We start from the raw sequence: 21,909 nt of genomic DNA, 5'->3' as shown, positions 1-21,909 counted from the left end.
AGTCATGCGGTGATCTCCTTGTGCAGTGCGCGTGCCGCTTCGAGGAACGCGTCGTTCTCGGCCGGAGTGCCCACGGAGACCCGCAGCCATCCGGGGACCCCGTTGTCCCTGATCAGGACACCGCGGTCGAGGATCGCCCGCCAGGCAGCCGAGGCGTCCTGGAAGCGGCCGAACTGGATGAAGTTGGCATCGGACTCCGTCACGTCGTATCCGATGGAGCGCAACTCGCCGACAACCCTGTCGCGCTCGGCCTTCAGCTGCTCGACGTACCGCAACAGCGTATCCGTGTGCTCCAGGGCGGCGAGAGCGGTGGCCTGGGTGACGGACGACAGGTGGTACGGCAGCCGCACGAGCTGGACGGCGTCGACGACGGCCGGGTCCGCCGCGAGGTAGCCGAGCCGCAGACCCGCGGCGCCGAACGCCTTGGACATGGTCCGGGAGAGGACCAGACGGGGGCGGCCCTCGATCAGCGGGAGCAGCGAAGGCGAGTGGCTGAACTCGCCGTACGCCTCGTCCACGACGACCATCGAGGGGCCCGCCGCCTGCGCGGCCTCGTACAGCGCGAGGACCGTCTCCCGGTCGACCGCGGTGCCCGTGGGGTTGTTGGGCGAGGTGATGAAGACGACGTCCGGGCGGTTCTCGGCGATGCAGCGCTCGGCGGCCGCGACGTCGATGGTGAAGTCCTCGTGCCGCGGCCCGGAGATCCAGCCGGTGCCGGTGCCCCGGGCGATCAGTGCGTGCATCGAGTAGGACGGCTCGAAACCGATGGCCGTACGGCCTGGTCCGCCGAAGGTCTGGAGCAGCTGCTGGATGACCTCGTTGGAACCGTTCGCCGCCCAGAGGTTGGCGACGCCGACCTGGTGCCCGGCTGTCCCGGTGAGGTAGCGGGCCAGCTCGGTGCGGAGCTCGACGGCCTCCCGGTCGGGGTAGCGGTTGAGGGTGCGGGCCGCGTCCCGTACCCGCTCGGTGATCCGGTCGACCAGCGCGTCGGGCAGCGGGTACGGGTTCTCGTTGGTGTTCAGCCGCACGGGGACGTCCAGCTGGGGCGCGCCGTAGGGGGACTTGCCGCGCAGTTCGTCCCGTACGGGCAGATCGTCGATGCCGGTCATGCGGTCGGCACCTGCCATCCGAACCTCGCCCTGAGGGCCGCCCCGTGTGCGGGCAGGTCCTCGGCGTCGGCGAGCGTCACCACGTGGTGGGTGACTTCGGCGAGCGCGTCCCTGGTGTAGTCGACGATGTGGATGCCGCGCAGGAACGACTGGACCGAGAGGCCGGAGGAGTGGCAGGCGCAGCCGCCGGTGGGCAGGACGTGGTTGGAGCCGGCGCAGTAGTCCCCGAGGGAGACCGGGGCCCACGGCCCGACGAAGACGGCTCCGGCGTTGCGGACCCTAGCGGCGACGGCGGCGGCGTCGGCGGTCTGGATCTCCAGGTGCTCGGCGCCGTAGGCGTCCACCACCCTGAGGCCGTCGTCGACCGAGTCGACGAGGACGATCGCGGACTGCTTGCCCTCAAGGGCGGGGACGATCCGGTCGGTGACGTGCTTGGTGGCCGCGATCTGCGGAGCCAGCTCCTTCTCGACCGCGTCGGCCAGTTCCGCGGAGTCGGTGACGAGGACGGCGGCGGCCATCGGGTCGTGCTCGGCCTGGCTGATCAGGTCGGCCGCGACGTGCGCGGGGTCGGCGGTGGCGTCGGCGAGCACGGCGATCTCGGTCGGGCCCGCCTCGGCGTCGATGCCGATCCGCCCGGTGAAGTACCGCTTGGCTGCCGCGACCCAGATGTTGCCCGGTCCAGTGACCATGTTCGCCGGGGCGCAGGACTCGGTGCCGTAGGCGAACATGGCGACGGCTGTGGCGCCGCCCGCCGCGTACACCTCGTCGATACCGAGCAGCGCGCACGCGGCCAGGATCGTCGGGTGCGGCAGTCCGCCGGACTCCTTCTGGGCCGGGGACGCGAGGGCGATCGACTCGACCCCGGCCTCCTGCGCGGGGACCACGTTCATGATCACGGAGGACGGGTACACGGAGCGTCCGCCCGGCGCGTACAGCCCGACACGCTCGACCGGTACCCACTTCTCGGTCACCTTGCCGCCGGGCACGACCTGGGTGGTGTGCTCGCTGCGGCGCTGGGCGCGGTGGACGAGCCTGGCCCGCCGGACCGACTCCTCCAGTGCCGCCCTGACCTTCGGGTCGAGCTGGGCCAGCGCCTCGGTCAGGGCGTCCGCGGGCACCCGCACCCGGTCAAGCCGCACACCGTCGAACTTCTCCGCGTACTCGATCAGCGCCGCGTCGCCGCGATGGTGCACGTCCTCGCAGATCGGCCGCACCTTCTCCAGGGCGGCCTGTACGTCGAAGTCGGCACGGGGCAGCAGGTCACGCAGCGCGCCGCCCTCGGGGAGGGCACCGCCGCGCAGATCGATTCGGGAGATCATGGTCCCAATTCTCTCAGACCGGTTACGGCCCCCGGACGCCCGTATCAGTGGCTGATACACAACCGGCCCACTTGTGGTGACCGCTAGCGTTCACTCCATCACTCGTGGGCAGGGAGGGGCGGCAGTGACCGAGGCGCAGCACGACGAGGATGCGCCCGACTGGCTGACCGGCGCGGAGCTGGGCATGTGGCAGGCCTTCCGCAACGGCAGCACGTACGATCTGCGCACCCGCAACCCGGTCATGGACAACCCGCTCTCGGCCCGGACCTGGGGCCCGGAGCGGACGGTGCGCGCGCGTGTGGTCGCCCTGCTGCTGCTCAGCGGGCCGCCGGCGCTGGCAGGGCGGGTCTCCTCGCTCAAGCTGAGCGGTGTGCAGATCACCGGGGCGCTGGACCTCGCGGGCGGCACCGTCACCCCGTACGTGGAACTGACCGGCTGCCGGTTCGAGGACGAGGTGCTGCTGCCCGAGTGCAGGGTCACCACCGTCCGGATGGTCGGCTGCGCGATGCCCCGGCTCGAGGCGGCCCGGCTGCACAGTGAGGGCGATCTGCATCTGCCGCGCTGCCATGTGGCGGGCGGCATCCGGCTGACCGACGCGCAGATCGGCACGGATCTGCTGCTCAACATGATCGTGGTGCACCCGGACCGCAAGGGCCGCTCGATCGCAGCCGACGGACTGTCCGTGGCCCAGGATCTGCAGGCCGAGCTGATCGAGTCGTACGGGGAGGTGAGTCTGCGCTCGGCACGGATCGGTGTCTCACTGAGCTTCAACGGCAGCCGTCTGATGAACCCGGACGGTCGGAGGGCGCTGAACGCTCCGCAGCTCTCGGTGGAACGCACGCTCTACCTGACGGCCTCCGGCGTGACGCCGGACGGCAGCGGCACCACTCCCCCGTACGGGACCGGTCCGACCCCGCCGTACGGAACCAGACTCCGGCCGTTCGAATGCGTCGGCGGGATACGCCTGGACGACGGGAGGTTCGGCGACGCGCTGGATCTACGGAGCGCGAAGTTCCGTATGAACGGGGACCAGGAGCTCTCACTGCGCCGCATTCAGACCCCCGAGCTGCGTTTCCTCGGGGACCGCCCCGAGCAGGGCCGGGTGGTGCTCTCCGGCGCCAAAGTCGTCAACCTCGTGGACACGACCGCCAGCTGGCCGGGCCCCGGCGGTCTGGCGATGGGCGGCTTCACCTACGAGAACCTGATCCCGGTCGGCCACTTCCCGCTGGAAAAGCGGCTGGAGTGGGTGACGGCGGCGACTCCGGAGTACGCGCCGGAGCCGTACGAACGGCTGGCATCGGTCCTGCGCAACAGCGGCGAGGACGCCGACGCCCGGGAAGTGCTCCTCGCGAAGCAGCGCAGACGCCGCGAGACGCTGCCGCTCGCCGCGAAACTCTGGGGCTACCTCCAGGACTGGACGGTGGCGTACGGCTACCGGCCGGGCCGGGCCGCGCTCTGGATGGCGGTGCTGTGGGCGGCGGGGGCCGCCGCTTTCTCGCGCTACGACCCGGCGCCGATCAACACGGACGGGCATCCGCAGTGGAACGCGGCGCTGTACGCGCTCGACCTGCTGATCCCGGTGGTCAACCTCGGTCAGGACGGCTACTGGAAGCTGTACGGCGGCTGGCAGTGGGCGGCTGCCGCCCTGATCGTGCTCGGCTGGATCCTGGCGACGACGGTCGCGACGGGCGCCACCCGCCTGCTGCGCCGGGGGTGAGGGGCAGGGCCGTACGTCCGGGAGCCCTGTCCGGGAGCCCGGAGTCCGGTGGCACCTCCGGGAGCCCTTTCACCACCTCCGGGAGCCCCGCCCGCACCTCCGGAAGGCCGGTCCGCACCCTCGGATCGCCGGTCCGCACCTCCGGAAGGCCGGTCCGCACCCTCGGATCGCCGGTCCGCACCTCCGGAAGGCCGGTCCGCACCCTCGGATCGCCGGTCCGCACCTCCGGAAGGCCGGTCCGCGCGTCCGGGAAGTCCGGTCCGCACTCCTTGCCTCTTTACCTCCCCTTGGCCATCCTCCGTACAACCATCACGCCGATACGAAAGCTTCACGTCCTGCCCCTGGTGCCCTCCTCACCTGCGGTTTTCAATGGTCCGCACCATGTCCCTTCTTACTTCCCTGCCTTCCCTGCGATCCCTGTCCCTGCTGTCCCCCCTGACCTCGTTCCCCGCCCTGCCCTCCCTGCGCTCCCTGGCGGGTCCGGCGCGCCGCCTGCGGCACCGCCCCGCCGCGGCGCAGCCCGGCCACCGCGACGACGAGGTGCTGCTCGACGTCCCCGACGCGCGGCTGGCGCCCGTACTCGTCGCGGCGGCGGACGGCGACCACGCCCCGGCGGCCGCACTGCTGGCCGCCACACGCGCCACGGCCGGGTGGGAGAACCGCGACCGCTACCTCGGCCGCCTCGCCGCCTTCGCCCTCAGCAGGGACGAATGGCTGTCAGGCTGGCTCGCCGCCGCGCCCGGCGACCCGGACGCGCTGCTCGTCTCGGCCGGCCTCGCGGTCCTCAGGGCCTGGGACTCCCCCGCACGCGCCGAACTCCTGCGGGAGGTCGGCCCGCTGATCGACGCGGCCGCCGCCGGTGACCCCCGGGACCCGGTGCCCTGGCGTCTCGCCCTGGACCACGCGCGTGGGGTGCACGCGGCGCACCACGCCTTCGAGACCCTGTGGGAACAGGCGCTGCGCCGCTCCCCGTGGCACTACGGCTGCCATCTGGCCGCCCTGCGCTACCTGTCCGCGCAGTGGCACGGCTCGCACCACGAATGCTTCGACTTCGCGGAGCAGGCCGCGGACGACGCCCCGCCCGGATCGCTCGTGCGGGCGCTGCCGGTACGGGCTGCGTACGCGTATCTCCTCGGTGGCGGGCAGCCGGCCGGGGCCCTCGAACGGATCGACGGAGCGGCGGACCGCGCCATCGCCCTGTCCGCCGGATACGGGCCGGGCGACGCGCTGCCCGCCGAGATCCGGAACCTGCTGGTGTACGTGCTGGTCAGCCGGGAGAGGTGGGCCGAAGCGCTGGAGCAGTTCAGGCTGATCGGCCCGTACGTGACCTCGTTCCCGTGGGCCCGGCTGAGCGACGATCCACTGGACCGGTTCCTCGAATTGCGCGACGCCACGCGCCTGCTGGGCAACCCCGCGGGTGCCCGGCGGGACGGGCCGGGACGCACCCGTGCCCGCGGCCATTACGCTTGACCGCTGTGACCACCGCGCGCCTCCCTCTCTTCCCGCTGAACTCGGTGCTGTTCCCGGGCCTCGTGCTGCCTCTGAACATCTTCGAGGAGCGTTATCGCGCCATGATGCGCGACCTGCTCGGGGTGGACGACGAGGTGGAGCCGCGCCGGTTCGCCGTCGTCGCGATCCGCGACGGCTCCGAAGTCGCACCCACGCTGCCCGGACTGCCCGGCGGGGCCAAGCTCCCCGAGCCGGGCCCGGCCGCCGGTTTCGGCGACGACCCGGTCACGGCCTTCCACACCATCGGCTGCATCGCGGACGCGGCGACGATCCGTGAGCGCGACGACGGCAGCTTCGAGGTGCTCGCCACCGGCACGGCGCGGGTACGGATCCACTCGGTGGACGCGAGCGGCCCGTATCTGACCGCCGAGGTCGAAGAGCTGTCCGAGGACGCCGGTGACGACGCGGGAGCCCTCGCCGAGGGCGTGCTGCGCGCCTTCCGTTCCTACCAGAAGCGGCTGGCCGGTGCGCGCGAGCGCTCGCTGACCACCGGTGCCGAGCTTCCCGACGAGCCGTCGGTGGTCTCGTACCTGGTCGCCGCCGCGGCCGTGCTCGACGTCCCGGCCAAGCAGCGGCTGCTCGAAGCGCCGGACGTCGCGACACGGCTGCGCGATGAGCTGAAACTGCTGCGGTCGGAGACCGCGGTGATCCGGCACCTTCCGTCCGTGCCCGCCACGGATCTCACCCGGGCCCCGACCCACCTCAACTGAACCCGGGCCGGAACGCCGGCCCCGACCGGACGCGAGGAGCGCCCCCGTGGCGAAGAAGGCGAAGAAGCAGTCGGGCGGCACCCCGGCGACGGCGGCGCTGACCGCGGCGGGCACTGCGTACACGCTGCACACCTACGAACACGACCCGGCCGCCGCCTCGTACGGCGGGGAGGCCGCGACAGCTCTCGGTGTCACCCCCGACCGGGTCTTCAAGACGCTGGTGGCCGATGTGGACGGTGAACTGACCGTGGCCGTCGTCCCGGTCGCGGGCACCCTCGACCTCAAGGCCCTGGCCGCAGCGGTGGGCGGCAAGCGGGCGACGATGGCGGACCCGGCCGCGGCGGAGCGCACCACGGGATACGTCCTGGGCGGCATCTCCCCGCTGGGCCAGCGCAAGCGCCTGCGCACAGTGCTGGACGCGTCCGCTTCGTCGCACGGGACGATCTGCGTGTCGGCGGGGCGCAGAGGCCTGGAGGTGGAACTGTCGCCGGCCGACCTCGCGGTACTGACCGGGGCGCTGCTGGCCCCGGTGGGACGGGCGGCCTGAGGGCTGCCCCCGTCGTCGCGGGTGGGCCACCGCACGGCGCCGGACGGGCTGCGCCGCGCCAGTGCGGAGGAACGCAGGGCCGTCCGCGCACCGGACGTATTCGGGCACGTCCCGGCGGCGCGGCCCGGCGACGCGCCGCAGCTGTCGTCGTGCGCCGCCAGGGATTCGTGCCGGCCCTTGGCTAGGGCTTCTGGCCGTCCGGCTCCGGAGCGGAGTCCTCGTAGCCCAGCGGGGGAAGCGGCGCGGGCGGGTAGGGTGAAGCCCACTCCGGCTCGGGGTCCCGCGGCCCGAACACCGCGGTCAGCCCCAGGTGCACGATCATCGCCGCGACCGGCCAGGCGAGCAGCGCGCCCTTCGCGGCCAGTTTCAGCGGTGCGTCGAAGGTGACGCCCTTGCCCGCGTGCTTCGCCGCCGCGACCACGTCCTGGGACGGACCGAGCCAGATCCCGACGCGCCAGGCCAGCAGCGATCCGAGCAGGCCGCCGACCGCGAGGGCGAGGACCAGCGGCACGCCGCCGCGCCTGCGGAAGAGGAAGACCGCGACGGCGCTCACCGCGCCGAAGGCCAGCCCCAGCAGGGCGAACGTCCCGTCGGAACCGACCGCCTGCTCGCCCTCGGAGTCCTTGAGGTAGACGGCCTTGCCGTCGGAGATCAGCGGAACGTGCGGCGCGAGCCACATCCACAGCAGGCCGAGCAGCACACCCACGACCGCCACCAGGAGCGCGACGACGGCGGCCTGCACGAGCTCGGCCCGGACCCCGGGGCCCTCGTCCCCGGACCCGTCGGGGCCCGGCCAGGGGGTGGCTCCCGAAGGACCCTTCTGCCACGGGTCGTCGTTCGGCGGCGGCTGGTGCGGAGGTGTCAGTGGCGCGGTCACTCTGCCATCGTGCCAGGCGGCCCTGTGTGCCGCCTCACCGGACCGCCGCCCGCCGGTAGGCCCAGGTGGCCAGGGCCAGCGAGACGACCCCCACCGCAGCGCAGACACCGAGGTCGGCACCGACCGCCGGCCAGTCGGGCCGGTCCCCGAAGGTGCGGGCCAGCGCCTCGACCCCGTAGGTGGAGGGCAGCAGGTCGCGGGCGTAAGCGATCGGCCCCGGCAGCCGGCCGGCCGGGAGCACGCCGAGCAGCAGCGCGGCGGACATGCCCAGCTGCCCGAGCAGGGTGGCCAGCTCCTGACGCGGCGCGAGCAGCCCGAGCGCCGCGCCGAGCCCGGCGAGCGCCGCTCCCGCGAGCGGGACGACAGCGGCGAGTACCCACAGATGCGCCAGCGGCAGCTGGAAGAGCACGGAGCCGGCGACGGCGGTGACGACCGTGCCGGGCACCGTGAAGGAGGCGTACGCGCCGGCGGTCCCCAGCACCACGGAAGCGGGCGGCACCGGCAGTGTGGCGTAGTGGTCGAGGCCGCCGCTCGCCCGCAGCTGGCCGAAGTACTGCGCGAGCAGGTTGAGCGCGACGAATGCCACGACCAGCACGGTCGAGCCCGCCACCACCGCGCGGGCCTCCTCGCCCCCGTCGACCACCCCACGCATCAGGATCATGATCCCGACGGACTGGAACGTCGCCACGAAGAGCAGCGGGATACGCGCCACCCTGGCCCGCGAGAGCTGCGCCCTGTACACGGCGGCAAGCGCGGGCAGCAGCCGGGCCCTCGGCGCGAGCGGCTCGGCCTCGGTGGCCGCGCCGGGGCCTGCCGGTCCGTCCGCGGCTCCGGCAGGACGCGGCACCTCGCGCGCCGGGGTACCCGGATACGGCTGCGACTGCGCGGAGGCCACTGCGCTCACGCCTTCACCAACCCCTTCGTACGGCCGCCCAGCGCCATGTAGACGTCCTCCAGGCTCGGCGTGGACAGCGTGAAGTCGTCGAGCGCGGTGAAGGCCGGTCCGCCGGTCACGGCCGCGACCGCCGCCCGCGCCTCGTCGGGCGCCATCCGCAGCACCCAGCGGCGCCCCGACTCCTGCGCGGACTCGCGCAGGGCGGCGACCTCCGGGATGTCGAGCGGCGCCCGCTCCCGCCAGACCAGCTCGACCCGGACCTCGCCCGCGACCTGGGCCTTCAGACCGGCCGGGGTGTCGCAGGCGATCACCCGTCCGCGTTCGATGACGGCCACCCGGTCGAGCACGGTCTCGGCCTCGATGACGTTGTGGGTGACCAGCAGGACGGTCGCACCGCGCTCGGCACGGCGCCGGTCGACCGCGGCCCACACCGCGCGGCGTGCGACGGGGTCCATTCCGGTGGTGGGCTCGTCCAGTACGAGCAGTGAGCGGTCGCCGACGAGCGCCGCCGCGAAACAGGCGAGCCGCCGCTGACCGCCGGAGAGCTTCCGCAGCGGCCGCCCGGCGATCTCGGTGATACCGAGCTCGTCGAGGACGGCGTCCCGCTCCCGGCGCGCGTCGGGCACGGACAGACCGCGCAGCCGGCCGGTGGTCTCCGCCGCCAGAGCGACGGTCAGCTCGTCGAGCGCGGTGGACTCCTGGCCCAGGTATCCGAGCAGCCGTGCAGCGCGTTCGGGATGCCGTACGAGGTCGTGGCCGAGCACCTCGACCTGGCCCGAGTCGGGCCGCATCAGGCCGGTGAGCTGGCGTACGAGGGTGGACTTGCCCGCGCCGTTCGGTCCGAGCAGCCCGAAGATCTCGCCGCGGCGGACGGTGAGGGAGATCCCGTCGGTGGCCCGCACCTCGGGTGTGGCGGGAGCCCCACGTCTGCCGCGCGCGGCCGGGTACGTCTTCACCAGCTCGCGCACCACGCACACATTGCCCGTACTCACGAAGGACGAGCCTACGGGGTTCGGCGGCCCGCGACGGCGCCGGGGCCGGTCGCCGCCGCTCCCGGCGGCGCCCGCCGTACCCGTCAGGTCCCGGACTGCTCCCCCGCGGGCGCGGGCTCGGCGGCCCGTACGTCGATCTCCCGCCAGAAGCCGGCCCTGATCGCGTACCGGTCGTGCTCGTCGATCTGGTCGTCCTTGTGGGCGAGCAGCCCGAACCGGGCCGCGTACCGCAGCAGCTCGCCGTCGACCCGGTGCGGGATCCGCGGGTACATCGTCGACAGCTTCTGCACATGGCCCGGATCCGGCAGCCGCTCCATCCAGCGCCTGGCGAACACCTGCCCCACCTCGAAGGGGTCGCCGCCGACCGTGGTGATGTCCTCCTCCCGGTCGGCCCAGCGCTGCTCCGCCGTGGTGAGCTGGGCGAGCGTCGGCAGCGACGCGGTCTCCGCCGGTTCACCGCCCTGGCCGCCGGGGCGCTCGACCCAGCCCCGCTCGGACGACCAGCGGAGCGTCGCGTTGGCCGGGTGCTGCGGGGCCTGCGGTCCGGGCGCGCGCAGACCCGCGAGGTCCTTGGGCGTGGGCACACTGCCCTTGGCCGCCGCGTGTGCCCGCTCCTCGTCGGTCGGCTCCTGCGGGGCGTCGCCCGCACGCGCGACGTCGTGCATGGCGGCTCGGGCCGCCCGCTCGGCGGACGCGGCGAGCGCCGACTCGGGGAGCGGGGCGGAGAGGATGGCCGCGATCTCCGGGCGGGGCACGGGCGGCGGCGCGCAGACCCCGCCGGTCTCCTTGGCCCGTACGGCCTTGGTGATCCAGGCCCGGTCCAGCACCCGGCGCTCGTCGGCCTCGGCGACCAGGTCCTCGGACTGGTTGTAGTCCCCGTCGGCCGCCTGGACCGCCCACAGGTGCACGGCCACGCCGTGCTCCTTCGCGGACATCAGGCCCGGCAGCAGATCTCCGTCGCCGGTGACCAGCACGATGTCCGAGCAGGCGCGGTTTCTGGCCAGCTCGGTCAGTTCGGCGTGCATCGCGGCGTCGACGCCCTTCTGCGCCCAGCGGCCGTCGCTCCTGGTCAGCGCGCCGAGCCGGACGGTCACCCGTGGCATCACACGCAGCCTGCGGTGTTCGGGCTGCGGTACGCGGTCGGGGGCGCCGTCGAACCAGTAGATCCGCAGCAGCGGCTGCTCCGTGTCGTCCTCGGCGCGCTCGCGCAGCCCCTGGATGAGCGCGGTGTGGTCGACAGTGATGCGCGAGCGCGCCGGCTCTCCCGCGAGGAGACTCGCGGCGGCGCCCAGCAGGTATCCGGCATCCACCAGGACGACGCAGCGGTCCACGCGATCCACCCTCTTTCGGGTACCTCGGGAGAAGGGGAAGTACTTCGGGTTCCTTCGAGTCTGCCCGACCGTACGAGGGTTAACGGCCGGAACTCGATCATCGGCGTGGCGCAACGCGAAGTTGCTGCGAAGTCGCCCGGGACAAGGCCTCATTACGCACGGTAATGATCCAAAATGCGGCAGTCTGTGCGATATGTGAATCTGGTCGCGGCCCTGGCCCCTAGTCCCCCTCAAGGAGGAATCACCATGGCCAAGCACAAGAACCGGAACAAGCAGGACAGTCAGCAGGACCGCTCGTCCGCCGCCGAACGCGGCGGGCAGGACGACCGGTCCGGCTCGTTCGAATCACAGAACCAGTCCCAGCCGCAGTCGATGCCGGGCAGCCCGTCCGATGTTGCGCGTAAGCACCAGAAGCGCTTCGGCCACAACTGATCTTCGCCGTAATGATGTTCGAGGGGCGCGCCGTGCACGGCGCGCCCCTCGGTCGGCCCGTCCGGGCTCTCGCCCCGGGTGGTCCCCTCAGCCCGCCAGGCAGGCGGCGCCGAGCAGCACCTTCAGATCCCCGAAAAGCGCCGGATCGGGCTGGACCCGGTGCCGGTCGAGCCGGAGCACCGTGGTCTTGCGCGATCCCTGGAGCTTGATCCGCACCTCGGAGTTGCCCCGGTGGTGGGAGAGGATCTCGCCGAGCCTGCTGACCATCGGCGGGGTGACCTTCACGGTGGGGATGGTGATCGTCACCGGGGCGTTGGTCCCGGCCGACGAGAGGTCCGGGACCTGCATTTCCATCGCGACGAGGCGCGGGACGTCCTCGCGCTTGTCGAGGCGGCCCTTGACGAACACCACGGTGTCCTCGACCAGCTGGGTCGACACCAGCTGGTAGGTGGCCGGGAAGAACATGCACTCGATGGTGCCGGCCAGGTCCTCGACGGTCGCGATGGCCCAGGCGTTGCCCTGTTTGGTCATCTTGCGCTGGAGGCCCGAGATGATGCCGCCGATGGTGACCACGGCGCCGTCCGAGTGCTCCCCGCCGGTCAGCTGGGCGATGGCGGCGTCGCTCTTGTCCGAGAGCACGTGTTCGAGGCCGAAGAGCGGGTGGTCGGAGACGTAGAGCCCGAGCATCTCCCGCTCCTGCGCGAGCAGATAGGACTTCTCCCACTCGATGTCGGAGAACTCCACGTCGAGCCCGAAGCCCGGCTCGGAGCTGTCCTCCTCGCCGCCGCCGAAGAGGTCGAACTGCCCTTCGGCCTCCTTCCGCTTCACCGCGACCACGTTGTCGATCATCGGCTCGAAGTGTGCGGTGAGGCCCTTGCGGGTGTGCCCCATCTCGTCGAAGGCGCCCGCCTTGATGAGCGATTCGGTGGTGCGCTTGTTGCAGGCCACCGCCTCGACCTTGTCGAGGTAGTCGGGGAAGGAGCTGTACTTCCCCTTGGCCTTGCGGGAGCGGATGATCGACTCCACCACGTTGGTACCGACGTTTCGGACCGCGGAGAGGCCGAAGAGGATCACGTCGTCACCCTGGGCGGCGAAGTTGGACTCGGACTCGTTCACATTGGGCGGCAGCACCTTGATGCCCATGCGGCGGCACTCGTTGAGGTAGATCGCCGACTTGTCCTTGTCGTCCCGCACCGAGGTGAGCAGCGCCGCCATGTACTCGGCCGGGTAGTTGGCCTTGAGGTACGCGGTCCAGTAGGTGACGAGCCCGTACGCGGAGGAGTGCGCCTTGTTGAACGCGTATCCGGCGAACGGGACCAGGACGTCCCAGAGCGCCTTGATCGCCGCGTCCGAGAAGCCCTGCTTCTTGGCTCCGGCCTCGAAGAGCACGAAGTTCTTGGCCAGTTCGTCGGCCTTCTTCTTGCCCATCACGCGGCGCAGGATGTCGGCCTCGCCGAGCGTGTAGCCGGCGACGATCTGGGCGGCCTTCTGCACCTGCTCCTGGTACACGATCAGGCCGTAGGTGAGGCCGAGGACCTCCTTGAGCGGCTCCTCCAGCTCCGGGTGGATCGGGGTGATCTCCTGGCGGTTGTTCTTGCGCTCCGCGTAGTTCGTGTGCGAGTTCATGCCCATCGGGCCCGGCCGGTACAGGGCCGAGACGGCGGAAATGTCCTCGAAGTTGTCGGGCTGCATCTGGCGCAGCAGGGAGCGCATCGGGCCGCCGTCGAACTGGAAGACGCCGAGGGTGTCGCCGCGGCAGAGCAGTTCGAAGGTCCTGGGGTCGTCCAGCGGGAGGGACAGCATCTCCAGGTCGACGCCCTTGTTGGCCTTCACCATCTTGACGGCGTCGTCCATGATCGTCAGGTTGCGCAGGCCCAGGAAGTCCATCTTCAGCAGGCCGAGCGACTCGCACTGCGGGTAGTCCCACTGCGTGATCGTGACGTTGTCCGTGTGCCTGACCCAGACCGGTGCGTGGTCGACGATGGGCTCGCTGGACATGATCACGCCCGCCGCGTGCACACCCATCTGCCGGACCAGGCCCTCGACGCCGGTGGCGGTGTCGATGACCTTCTTCACGTCCGGTTCGTTCTCGTACATCCCCCGGATCTCGCCCGCCTCGCTGTAGCGCGGGTGCTTCGGGTCGGTGATGCCGCTGAGGTCGATCCCCTTGCCGAGGACGTCGGCGGGCATCGCCTTGGTGAGGCGGTCCCCCATCGCGTACGGATAGCCCAGGACCCGCGCGGAGTCCTTGATCGCGTTCTTGGCCTTGATCTTTCCGTAGGTGCCGATCATGGCGACCTTGTCGGCGCCGTACTTCTCGGTCACGTACCGGATCACCTCGACGCGCCTGCGTTCGTCGAAGTCGATGTCGACGTCGGGCATCGAGATGCGCTCGGGGTTGAGGAACCGCTCGAAGATCAGCCCGTGTGTGATCGGGTCGAGGTCGGTGATGCCCATCGCGTACGAGACGATCGAGCCGGCCGCCGAGCCACGGCCGGGTCCGACCGCGATGCCGTTGTTCTTGGCCCACATGATGAAGTCGGCGACGACGAGGAAGTACCCCGGGAACCCCATCTGGATGATGATGTCCATCTCGTACTCCGCCTGCTTCTGGCGGTCGTCGGGGACACCTCCCGGGTAGCGGCGCTCCATGCCGACCCGGACCTCTTCCTGGAACCAGGTGATCTCGGTGAAGCCGTCCGGGATGTCGAACTTCGGCATCAGGTCGCGCTTCTCGAACATCCCGGAGGTGTCGATCTGCTCAGCGACCAGCAGGGTGTTGGCGCACCCCTGCTGCCAGGCGTCCGACGAGTCGATGGCGTACATCTCATCGGTCGTCTTGAGGTAGTAGCCGGTGCCGTCGAAGCGGAAGCGGTCCGGGTCCGAGAGGTTCTTGCCGGTCTGGATGCAGAGCAGGGCGTCGTGCGCGCTCGCCTCGTGTGCGTACGTGTAGTGCGAGTCGTTGGTCACCAGGGGCGGGATGCCGAGCTTCTGGCCGATCTCGACCAGCCCGTCGCGGACCCGGCGCTCGATCTCGATGCCGTGGTCCATCAGCTCCAGGAAGTACCGGCCCGCACCGAAGATGTCCTTGTAGTCGGACGCCGCCTGCATCGCCTCGTCGAACTGCCCGAGCCGCAGCCGGGTCTGCACCTCGCCGGACGGACAGCCGGTGGAGGCGATCAGGCCCTCGGACCACTGGGAGATCGTCTCCTTGTCCATCCGCGGCCACTTCTGCAGCCAGCCCTCCGCGTACGCGTCCGAAGACAGCTTGAAGAGGTTGTGCAGCCCCGTACTGTTCGCCGCCCAGATCGTCTTGTGCGTATAACCACCCGAACCGGACACGTCGTCGCGCTTCTGGTGCGGCTGGCCCCACTTGACCTTGCGCTTGTTCCGCCGGGACTCCGGGGCGACGTACGCCTCGATGCCGATGATCGGCGTCACGCCGGCCTTCTTCGCCGAGTGGAAGAAGTCGTAAGCCCCGTGCAGGTTCCCGTGGTCGGACATCGCGATGTGCGACATGCCCATCTCGTTGCAGGCGTCGAACATGTCCTTGAGCCGCGCGGCACCGTCCAGCATGGAGTACTGCGTGTGGACGTGAAGGTGCGTGAAAGGCGGCTTGGTCACGGGGATGCCTCCTGCGGGACGAGTGGGGGAACAGCGTGGAAGTCTACGTCGGCGGACCGACAGCCGCGGGGCACTCCCCGGCGGCTCCGTGCGTTGAGCCGGTTGGAACAGCTGTCCCATATGTCATGCACCTGGAGGCACACGCGATGTCGGTCCCGCAGTCCAGCTCCGAGGAGCGCGGCGAGCAGATACTCGCCGTTTTCGGCACCGCGTTCGGCGAGCTCCTCGCCGCCGACCCGGCCGCATTCCGGGTCAAGTTCCGGAAGATGGCGGCCTCGGCCTTCGCCTTCTACCGCGGCGCGGCCTGCCTCTTCTACCGGGACCTGAGCGAGAGCGCGGACAGCGGACCCTACCTGGACGAGCGGACCAGCCGTGTCTGGGTCCACGGCGACCTGCACGCGGAGAACTTCGGCACCTACATGGACGCCAACGGCCGGCTCGTCTTCAACGTCAACGACTTCGACGAGGCCTACGTGGCCCCGTTCACCTGGGACGTGAAGCGGTTCGCGGCGTCGCTCGCGCTGCTCGGGCACGCCAAGGCGCTCAGCGACGACCAGATCACCGGTCTCGTGGAGACCTACGCCGCCGCCTACCGCGAGCGCATCCGGGTCCTGGCGGCCGGTGCCCGGGACGACGACGTACCGCCGTTCACGCTGGACACAGCGGACGGACCGCTGCTCGGGGCGCTGCGTGCGGCCCGGTCGCGCACCAGATTCGCGCTCCTGGACTCGATGACGGAGATCCGGGACCACGAGCGCCGCTTCACCGCCGACAGCAGCTCGGTCGAGCTCGACGCCGCGACGCGGTACAAGATCCTCGCCGCCTTCGACGGCTATCTGGAGACGCTGCCCGAGGAGAGCCTGGGCCGCCCCGACTCGTACCGGGTGAAGGACGTGGTGGGCCGCAGGGGCATCGGCATCGGCTCGGCCGGGCTGCCCTCGTACAACATCCTCCTGGAGGGCCACAGCGACGCCCTGGAGAACGACGTGGTCATCTACATGAAGCAGGGGCAGACCCCGGCGGTCTCGCGGCACATCACGGATTCCGCGGTCCGCGGGTACTTCCGGCACGAGGGCCATCGCACGGTGATCTCGCAGCGCGCCCTGCAGGCGCACGCCGACCCGTGGCTCGGCTGGACCGAGCTGGACGGCGCGGGTCAGCTGGTGGCTGAGGTTTCTCCGTACGCGGTGGATCTCGACTGGTCGGACCTCGACGACCCCGAGGAGATCGCTGCGGTCGTCGCCGATCTCGGGCGGGCGACAGCCACCATGCACGCGGCGGCGGACGACGAGAGCGGCCACTCCCTGGTGCCGTTCTCGACGGAGCGGGCCATCGACGCGGCCATCGCGGGCGACGAGGACGGATTCGCCAAAATGCTGGTGACCTTCGCGCACGAGTACGGGGCGCAGGCCCGCAGCGACCACGCCGTTTTCGTGGATCTGTTCCGCAATGGCCGGATCCCCGGTCTTTAGTCTCACGAACCTTTAAGGGACCCTTACCGCCGGCCATGGCAAACTCGGGCCCGATGGACATATCAGGGACGCAGCTCAGGGCGGTTCGCGCGGCGCTTTTCACAGCGCTGGTCGTGACCCTCTCCGCTGCGTCCCATGTGCTGCTCTCGCAGGTCCCGCTGCCGCTGACGACCGTCGCCGGCCTCACCGCAGCCGTCTTCGCCGTCGCCTTCGCGCTGGCGGGCCGCGAGCGGGGCTTCGGCGCGATAGCGGGCGTGCTCATTCCCCTCGAACTGGCCGCGGACACGGTCTTCACGGCCGGCCAGCACGTCTGTTACGGCCCGTCGGGCGGCCCCGTGGCGGGCGCCCTGCGCTCGGTCGGCGTCGATGTGCTCTGCGGCGGGCAGGTCGGCACCCCGCTGGCCTCCGTGGCCGGGCCGGGCAAGGGGGCGGTGGCCCTGCTCGACTCACCGGCCCCGACCCTGCCCTGGGTACTGCTCGGGGCGCATGTGGCCGTCGGACTGCTGGCGGCGCTCTGGCTGAGGCGCGGCGAGAGCGCGCTGGCCACGGTTGTCCGCTCGGTCGGCGCCTTCGCCTTCCGCCCGCTGCTCGTCGCGGTGGCGACCGTCGCGGCAGCGGCGTACGTCTCCCCCCGGTGCGGGGCGCTCCCCGTGCACCGGCCCCGCACCTCACGCACCTCGCTGCTCGTGCACTCCGTGGGGCTGCGCGGACCTCCGTACCCGGCTCTCGCCCTGAGCTGAGTACCCCGATCCGCCCTGCCCGATCACGCCCCACACGGAGACACCACCATGAGTGCACGCAACAACCAGGCCAACAAGGCAGCGGCCCGCGACCGGCTGCGCGCCGAGCGCGAGCGCCAGGCGAAGAAGGACAGGACCCGCCGCCAGGTCGTCGTCGCCGGCTCCGTCGTCGTCGTGCTCGCGATAGCCGCCGGCGTCGGCTACGGCGTCATGCAGCTGAACAAGCCCTCCCACTGGGAGGCCGCGAAGAAGGACTCGGTCGTCGCGCCCAAGAACACCTCGGGTCCCGACGGCACCACGGTCACCATCGGCAAGGCGTCCGCCAAGAAGACGCTGGAGATGTACGAGGACCCGCGCTGCCCGATCTGCGCGACGTTCGACCAGACGGTCGGGCCGACCGTCCAGAAGGACCTCGACGCGGGCAAGTTCAAGATCCAGTACATCGGTGCGACGTTCATCGACAACGCCGCGAGCGGCGGCGAGGGGTCGAAGAACGGTCTGAGCGCACTGGGCGCCGCGCTCAATGTGAGCCCCACCGCCTTCGAGCACTACAAGACCGCCATGTACTCCACGAAGTGGCACCCGGACGAGACGACGGACACGTTCAAGAACGACGCGTATCTGATCAAGATCGCGCAGACCGTGCCCGAGCTGAAGGACAACAAGGTCTTCCAGAAGGCTGTCAACAACGGCACCTACGACGCGTGGGCGATGAAGATGTCGGCGAAGTTCGACAAGAGCGGGGTCCAGGGCACGCCCACCCTCAAGATGGACGGCAAGAAGCTGACCACCCCGGGCAGCGACAACGCGCCCCTGACCGTCCCCACCTTCAACTCCGCGCTGGACAAGGCCCTCAAGGCCTGAGCCCGGCGCCGGGCCGGGCCCCGCTCGTCGAGCCGGCCCGGCCTGCCCGGACGGCGCCCGGCCTAGAGCGTTTCGAGGAAGCCGAGTGCGACCTGCCAGGTCCGCTCGGCCGCCTCGGCGTCGTAGTCGGCCAGCTCGGGGTCGGTGTAGAGGTGGCCGGCGCCCGCGTAGTGGTGCACCTCCACGTCGGCCCCGATCCGCTGCATCCGCAGGTACCAGGCGTTCAGCCAGTCGTGCGTCTCGAAGGGGTCCGGGTCGGCGACATGCAGCTGCACGGGCAGCTCGTCCACCGACACGTCGTCCGCGATGTCGGACGTCCCGTGCAGAAGCAGCAGCCCGCGCGCCTTCTCGTCGGCGATGGCCAGATTCTGTGCGAGGGAGCCGCCGAGCGAGAACCCGGCGTAGACCAGCCCCTGGTCCGAGTGGGGAGCGGCGGCCGTCACAGCGCGCTTGAGCAGCTCCTCGGAGCCGAGCTCCTCCTTGAAGGCCATGCCCTCTTCGACGGTCTCGAAGGTCTTACCGTCGAAGAGATCGGGCACCCGCACCTCATGGCCCGCTGCCCGCAGCCGGTCGGCCGCCGCGTGGACGGCAGGCCGCAGCCCGTATGTCGAGTGGAAAAGGATGATGTTCACGTGGCCATGGTGCCAGCTACGGTCGGAGGTATGGAGTCCGTGCTGCGTCCCCTCATCGTCATCGGCGGCTCGGTCCTGCTGACGCTGGCGGTCGGCTGGCTGGTCGACCGCGCGCTCAGGAGAACCGACGCGCGCCATCACGAGACGCCACTGTGGGGCCTGCTGCGACGGTGCCGGGTGCCGTTGCAGTCGGTGCTGATCACAGCGTTGCTGCGGGGCAGCTACCAGGAGATCCGGCTGAAGGCGGTGGAACACCACTCCACCGGAATCGGGCAGCTCCTCACCCTGGTCCTGATCGGATCCACTGCCTGGCTGGCCCTGCGGATCGCCACGGCGGTCGTCGACTCGTCGTACGCCCGCTACGCGGCTACGACCCGCGACCCGGCCAGGCTCCGCCGGGTCCGCACCCAGGTCACGCTCATCCAGCGGGTGGTGACGGCGATCGTCGGGACGGTGGCCGTCGCGGCGATGCTGCTGACTTTCCCCGCGATGCGCACCGCGGGGACCTCGCTGCTGGCCTCCGCCGGGGTGCTGGGCATCGTCGCGGGTGTCGCCGCCCAGTCAACGCTGGGAAACCTGTTCGCGGGGCTGCAGATCGCGTTCGGTGACATGGTCCGCATCGGGGACACCGTGGTCGTGGACGGCGAGTGGGGCACCGTCGAGGAGATCACACTGACCTTCCTCGCGGTGCGCACCTGGGACGACCGCCGGATCACCATGCCGGTCTCGTACTTCACGAGCAAGCCATTCGAGAACTGGTCGCGAGGCGGTGCCCAGATGTCCGGCACGGTCTACTTCCAGCTGGACCATTCGACGCCGGTCCCGCAGATGCGGGAGAAGCTGCGGGAGATGCTCCGGGAGATCCCGGCGTGGGACGGCAGGGACTGGTCGCTGGCCGTCACCGACACGACTCCGACCACGATCCAGGTGCGGGCCGTGGTCACAGCCAAGGACGCGGACGACATCTGGACCGTGCGGTGCGCGGTGCGGGAGCAGCTGATCGCCTGGCTGCGCGACGAGCATCCGTACGCCCTGCCGCGTGTCTCCACCGCACCGGCCGAACTGGCGAAGGGCGGCTGGGGGCCGGACCTCTTCAAGCACGACCCCGCCCCGCGGACCGGCCAGGGCTGAGGCCCGCGGGCGAGGGCGGGACACCGGGAGAAATCGCGGCACAGGGAGACGCGGAGCGGATCCGCGCGCACCGGACGCCGCACGCCCGCCCTCCGGGCAACGACGCGACTCTGCGGACACGGCCTAACGCAGGCTGCGCACGTCGAGGTGGCGCAGCACACGGTCGACGATCTCCGGGTCGGCGCCCGGTTCGTTGCGTGCGGAGAGCACCTCGTGCCGGGCGGCCGACATCATCTCGCGCTGGATCCGCTGGACGGTCTTGACCCGCTGTGCCCGCTTGAGATACGCGGCGTGCCGTTCCTCGTCGACCATGTCGGGGCTGATCCTGACCCCGATCTCGAACGCACCGCGGGCCAGCCGTTCCAGTACGTCCTCGGGCAGCTCCTCGACACCCTGGATCTCCTTGAGCCGGTACCTGGCAGCCTTGGCCGCGCGTACCGCCAGACTCCGTTCGAGTTCGCGTTCGGCGCCCGTGTCGGCGCGGACCCCCAGCTTCTTCACCAGCCAGGGCAGGGTCAGCCCCTGGAAGACCAGCGTGACCATGACCACGGCGAAGGCGATGAAGATCATCTCGCTGCGTGCGGGAAAGGGGCTGCCGTCGTCCTTCGTCACGGGGATGGCGAGGGCCAGCGCGACGGATGCCACCCCGCGCATCCCGGACCACCACATGACGATGGTCTCCCGCCAGCTGGTCGGGATCTCCTCGTCGTAGTCCCGCAGCGTGTGCAGCTTCTTCGCCAGCCAGGTCGCGGGCAGCAGCCACACCAGGCGCAGACCGACGACCACTCCGACGGCTGCCGCGCCCCAGCCGATCATCTCGCCCAGGTGCCCGCCTGCGGTGCCGAAGACCACGTGCAGTTCGAGCCCGATGAGGCCGAAGGTCACCCCGGTCACGAGGGTGTCGACGATCTCCCAGAAGGCGTTGCCCTCGAGCCGCCCGCGCACGTCGTCGGCGTCGGCGGTGTGTTCCGCCAGGAACAGCGCGGAGATCAGTACGGCCAGGACGCCCGAGCCCATCAGCTCCTCGGCCAGCACATAGCTGAGGAACGGCACCAGCAGGGTCAGGCCGATCTGCAGGGTGGTGTCGTCCAGCAGTCCCATGAGCTTGTTGGTGAGCCAGCCCAGGGCGAGTCCCACCGCGACGGCCACCACCGCGGAGAGCACCAACTGCTCTGCGGCGACGGGCCAGGAGAAGGTTCCGGTGACAGCGGCGGCGATCGCCACGTGGTAGAGCACGATCGCCGTCACATCGTTGAACAGTCCCTCGCCCTCCAGGATCGAGACCAGCCGCCGGGGCAGCCCGAGCGCGCCCGCCACAGCGGTCGCCGCCACCGGGTCGGGCGGCGCAACCAGCGCGCCCAGCGCGACGGCGGCGGCGATGGGCAGGCCCGGCACGATCGCGCTCGCGACGGCGGCCACCGCGGCCGTCGTCACGAAGACCAGTGCCACGGCGAGCAGCAGGATCGGCCGGAAGTTGGCCGTGAACTGCCGCCAGGAGGTGCGCTGTACGGCCGCGTAGAGCAGGGGCGGCAGCACCAGCGGAAGGATGAAGTCCGACGGGATGTCGACATTGGGCACGAAGGGCAGCAGCGCGAGGCAGATCCCGCCGAGCGTCATCAGGACCGGGGCGGGCAGCCCGAGCCGCTCGCCGATCGGTACGGAGACCACCGCCCCGATCAACAGCAGGAGCAGCAGTGCCAATTGATCCACGGGGTGCCCTCCGGGGCTGTCGTAATCTCCGTCGACGTCGCTGTCGAAACCTTGACGATCAGTGGCTCAAGCGTGCCATGCAATGCGCGCGTACCGGCCCAATAGCCCCACCCGGTCGGGCCGCATCCCTCTCGCGATCAGGCTTTCATCCGATGTATATCGCGCCGGCGGTCTCCCCGGCGGGCCGCGGCACGGGCGCTGTGCGGGTGCGTGGCCCCGGGGCCGGGAGCTCTCGGCACCTGCCTGACGGGAGCTCGTATGCCCGCCGCGCCGCAACCACCGCCCGGAGGCTGCTTCC

18 protein-coding genes are annotated in these 21,909 nt (G+C 71.0%); 9 read left to right on the top strand and 9 right to left on the bottom strand.

Annotated elements, in window-relative coordinates:
• Positions 1-2: 2 nt before the first annotated feature.
• Both OG584_RS26725 and hisD read right to left on the bottom strand, forming a co-directional pair.
• Positions 3-1,109, bottom strand: coding sequence for a histidinol-phosphate transaminase (locus tag OG584_RS26725; protein ID WP_405781545.1), 1,107 nt, complete (start codon positions 1,107-1,109; stop codon positions 3-5).
• On the bottom strand, positions 1,106-2,428 hold the full coding sequence (hisD, locus tag OG584_RS26720) for a histidinol dehydrogenase (protein WP_405781544.1): 1,323 nt from the start codon (positions 2,426-2,428) through the stop codon (positions 1,106-1,108). Before hisD ends, OG584_RS26725 begins: the two co-directional genes overlap by 4 nt.
• Positions 2,429-2,552: 124 nt before the next feature.
• Between hisD and OG584_RS26715 the strand changes: the two genes are divergently transcribed.
• From OG584_RS26715 to ybaK, 4 genes are all read left to right on the top strand, one after another.
• Positions 2,553-4,145 (top strand): oxidoreductase, encoded by a 1,593-nt coding sequence (locus OG584_RS26715; protein WP_405781543.1) that lies wholly within the window; start codon positions 2,553-2,555, stop codon positions 4,143-4,145.
• A gap of 453 nt (positions 4,146-4,598) precedes the next feature.
• On the top strand, positions 4,599-5,615 hold the full coding sequence (locus OG584_RS26710; RefSeq protein WP_405784305.1) for a hypothetical protein: 1,017 nt from the start codon (positions 4,599-4,601) through the stop codon (positions 5,613-5,615).
• Positions 5,616-5,620: 5 nt separating this feature from the next.
• Complete coding sequence (locus tag OG584_RS26705) at positions 5,621-6,364, top strand: LON peptidase substrate-binding domain-containing protein (protein ID WP_405781542.1); 744 nt, start codon at positions 5,621-5,623, stop codon at positions 6,362-6,364.
• A gap of 46 nt (positions 6,365-6,410) precedes the next feature.
• Positions 6,411-6,911, top strand: a complete 501-nt coding sequence (ybaK, locus tag OG584_RS26700) for a Cys-tRNA(Pro) deacylase (protein ID WP_405781541.1) — start codon at positions 6,411-6,413, stop codon at positions 6,909-6,911.
• A 181-nt stretch (positions 6,912-7,092) separates the two neighbouring features.
• On the opposite strand, the gene OG584_RS26695 is transcribed toward ybaK, so the two are convergent.
• The 4 genes from OG584_RS26695 to OG584_RS26680 form a co-directional block, all read right to left on the bottom strand.
• Positions 7,093-7,788, bottom strand: a complete 696-nt coding sequence (locus tag OG584_RS26695) for an AAA family ATPase (protein ID WP_405781539.1) — start codon at positions 7,786-7,788, stop codon at positions 7,093-7,095.
• Positions 7,789-7,822: 34 nt separating this feature from the next.
• The gene (locus OG584_RS26690) at positions 7,823-8,635 is read right to left on the bottom strand and encodes an ABC transporter permease (RefSeq protein ID WP_405784303.1); all 813 of its coding nucleotides are present in this window, start codon (positions 8,633-8,635) and stop codon (positions 7,823-7,825) included.
• Between the two features lie 53 nt (positions 8,636-8,688).
• Complete coding sequence (locus OG584_RS26685; RefSeq protein ID WP_405784302.1) at positions 8,689-9,660, bottom strand: ABC transporter ATP-binding protein; 972 nt, start codon at positions 9,658-9,660, stop codon at positions 8,689-8,691.
• Positions 9,661-9,758: 98 nt separating this feature from the next.
• Positions 9,759-11,015 carry an NYN domain-containing protein gene (locus OG584_RS26680; protein ID WP_405781538.1) on the bottom strand — a complete coding sequence of 419 codons (1,257 nt, stop codon included), beginning with the start codon at positions 11,013-11,015 and terminating at the stop codon, positions 9,759-9,761.
• A 237-nt stretch (positions 11,016-11,252) separates the two neighbouring features.
• On the opposite strand from OG584_RS26680, the gene OG584_RS26675 reads away from it, so the two are divergent.
• Positions 11,253-11,438 (top strand): hypothetical protein, encoded by a 186-nt coding sequence (locus tag OG584_RS26675; protein ID WP_405781536.1) that lies wholly within the window; start codon positions 11,253-11,255, stop codon positions 11,436-11,438.
• Between the two features lie 87 nt (positions 11,439-11,525).
• Here OG584_RS26675 and dnaE read toward each other — a convergent pair whose 3' ends face one another.
• On the bottom strand, positions 11,526-15,062 hold the full coding sequence (gene dnaE / locus OG584_RS26670; RefSeq protein ID WP_405781535.1) for a DNA polymerase III subunit alpha: 3,537 nt from the start codon (positions 15,060-15,062) through the stop codon (positions 11,526-11,528).
• A gap of 146 nt (positions 15,063-15,208) precedes the next feature.
• Here dnaE and OG584_RS26665 point away from each other — a divergent pair, with 146 nt between their 5' ends.
• Genes OG584_RS26665 through OG584_RS26655 form a run of 3 tightly spaced genes read left to right on the top strand, consistent with a single transcriptional unit; the run spans position 15,209 to position 18,138 of the window.
• A complete protein-coding gene (locus OG584_RS26665) occupies positions 15,209-16,534 on the top strand; it encodes a DUF2252 domain-containing protein (RefSeq protein ID WP_405781533.1) in 1,326 nt (441 codons plus the stop codon).
• A 53-nt stretch (positions 16,535-16,587) separates the two neighbouring features.
• Positions 16,588-17,274 carry a hypothetical protein gene (locus OG584_RS26660; RefSeq protein ID WP_405781531.1) on the top strand — a complete coding sequence of 229 codons (687 nt, stop codon included), beginning with the start codon at positions 16,588-16,590 and terminating at the stop codon, positions 17,272-17,274.
• 48 nt (positions 17,275-17,322) lie between these two features.
• Positions 17,323-18,138, top strand: a complete 816-nt coding sequence (locus tag OG584_RS26655) for a thioredoxin domain-containing protein (protein ID WP_405781529.1) — start codon at positions 17,323-17,325, stop codon at positions 18,136-18,138.
• A 62-nt stretch (positions 18,139-18,200) separates the two neighbouring features.
• On the opposite strand, the gene OG584_RS26650 is transcribed toward OG584_RS26655, so the two are convergent.
• Positions 18,201-18,770: a dienelactone hydrolase family protein gene (locus OG584_RS26650; RefSeq protein ID WP_405781528.1), complete on the bottom strand. Its 570-nt coding sequence runs from the start codon at positions 18,768-18,770 to the stop codon at positions 18,201-18,203.
• Positions 18,771-18,800: 30 nt separating this feature from the next.
• Between OG584_RS26650 and OG584_RS26645 the strand changes: the two genes are divergently transcribed.
• The gene (locus OG584_RS26645) at positions 18,801-19,901 is read left to right on the top strand and encodes a mechanosensitive ion channel family protein (protein WP_405781526.1); all 1,101 of its coding nucleotides are present in this window, start codon (positions 18,801-18,803) and stop codon (positions 19,899-19,901) included.
• 123 nt (positions 19,902-20,024) lie between these two features.
• Here the strand turns inward: OG584_RS26645 and OG584_RS26640 are convergent, their stop codons facing one another.
• Positions 20,025-21,611 (bottom strand): Na+/H+ antiporter, encoded by a 1,587-nt coding sequence (locus OG584_RS26640; RefSeq protein ID WP_405781525.1) that lies wholly within the window; start codon positions 21,609-21,611, stop codon positions 20,025-20,027.
• Positions 21,612-21,909: the final 298 nt, after the last annotated feature.

This window comes from Streptomyces sp. NBC_00859 (genome assembly GCF_045161865.1).
Taxonomy (GTDB): Bacteria; Actinomycetota; Actinomycetes; order Streptomycetales; family Streptomycetaceae; genus Streptomyces.
This window is presented reverse-complemented; position numbering and strand designations above follow the sequence as displayed.